Source organism: Paraburkholderia humisilvae (genome assembly GCF_902859855.1).
In the GTDB taxonomy this organism is placed as follows: domain Bacteria; phylum Pseudomonadota; class Gammaproteobacteria; order Burkholderiales; family Burkholderiaceae; genus Paraburkholderia; species Paraburkholderia humisilvae.
Genome location: NZ_CADIKH010000389.1, coordinates 1 through 1,032 on the forward strand (window position 1 = coordinate 1; position 1,032 = coordinate 1,032).

The 1,032-nt window shown below is 66.2% G+C and carries 1 protein-coding gene; it reads left to right on the forward strand.

Annotated elements, in window-relative coordinates; genetic code table 11:
• Positions 1 to 591 precede the first annotated feature (591 nt).
• The coding region (locus tag HV796_RS42700) for a phage integrase family protein (RefSeq protein ID WP_281370004.1) at positions 592 to 1,032 on the forward strand (441 nt) is incomplete at its 3' end.

Genomic DNA, 1,032 nt, shown 5'->3' on the forward strand with positions numbered 1-1,032 from the left:
GATGCTTCTTTCCAGCTCCGGGTCAGCGGCATGTCGGGCCGAACCGGGTACAGCAGACCGGCCAGGACCGTTGCAGGCAAGCCGGCCAAGTGCTTCGATCCGGGTGTCGGGAATGTTTTTTTTATCATTCACCTGCCTCATTGCGGGCCCGGCGGAATCGCTGGCCAGTGATCCGAATGGAGGGTTTCGCCCCACCAAAGCCTGAGTAATGCTGCCAGTCATACCTGTCCCGTGATGATCTAAAGAGGAAGCCCGCCACACTGGCGCCGTGAGGGAGCGCCCCCGGCTTCGAAGCCCGGCAGGCCGACGCTGCCATCACCGGCGCTCACCCCCGTCATCGACAGGCCGCCGCATGGTCACGTCGGGAAACGGCACTGCGCCTGCCATGAACCTGGGAGCGTCCTGCATCGCCCTGCACCCCATGCCAGGGCGTGGATCTTATCCCGCTCCCCGCTACGCGCTCAAGCACGACTACTCAGTCCCTTTTCGCATTCGGGCTCCGGATCAGGGACGGCTTGCATGAAATCTGTGCCATTAAGATAACTTTTCAAATTATCAAAAGGCATCTATTCGTACGCTAAACTCCCCCTCATGAAAACGCGCCCCGCCGCCCTGCCCGCTCCCACCCCTGGCGACCCGCCCGGTTTTCCCGGCACCGGTGAACTGGCCGCGCTGCGCGCCTGGTACACGGGCTTGGCCGTGCGTCCGGCCGTCGAGCGCTACCTGCCCTCGGCGCTGGGCAATGGCCAGTCCGCGCGCGGTGTGCTCGGCCGCATCCGGCGCAAACTGGTTACCCTTGCGCATACCGCCCATCGCGGCGATCTGGCGACGCTCCCCGGCCACCCGACGGGTGAACGGCAACGGCACGCGAAGGCCGTCGCGCAGGCGATCGACACCCTGCGCACCGCGCGCGCGCCGCAGGCGCACCGCATCACGACCCTCGCCGAGCTGACCGTGCGCATTCCGCGTCGTCGCCAGTGGTGGAAGGCCGTGCCGGGACTCGGTGTGGCCAGTGCCCGTGCAATCGAGGCG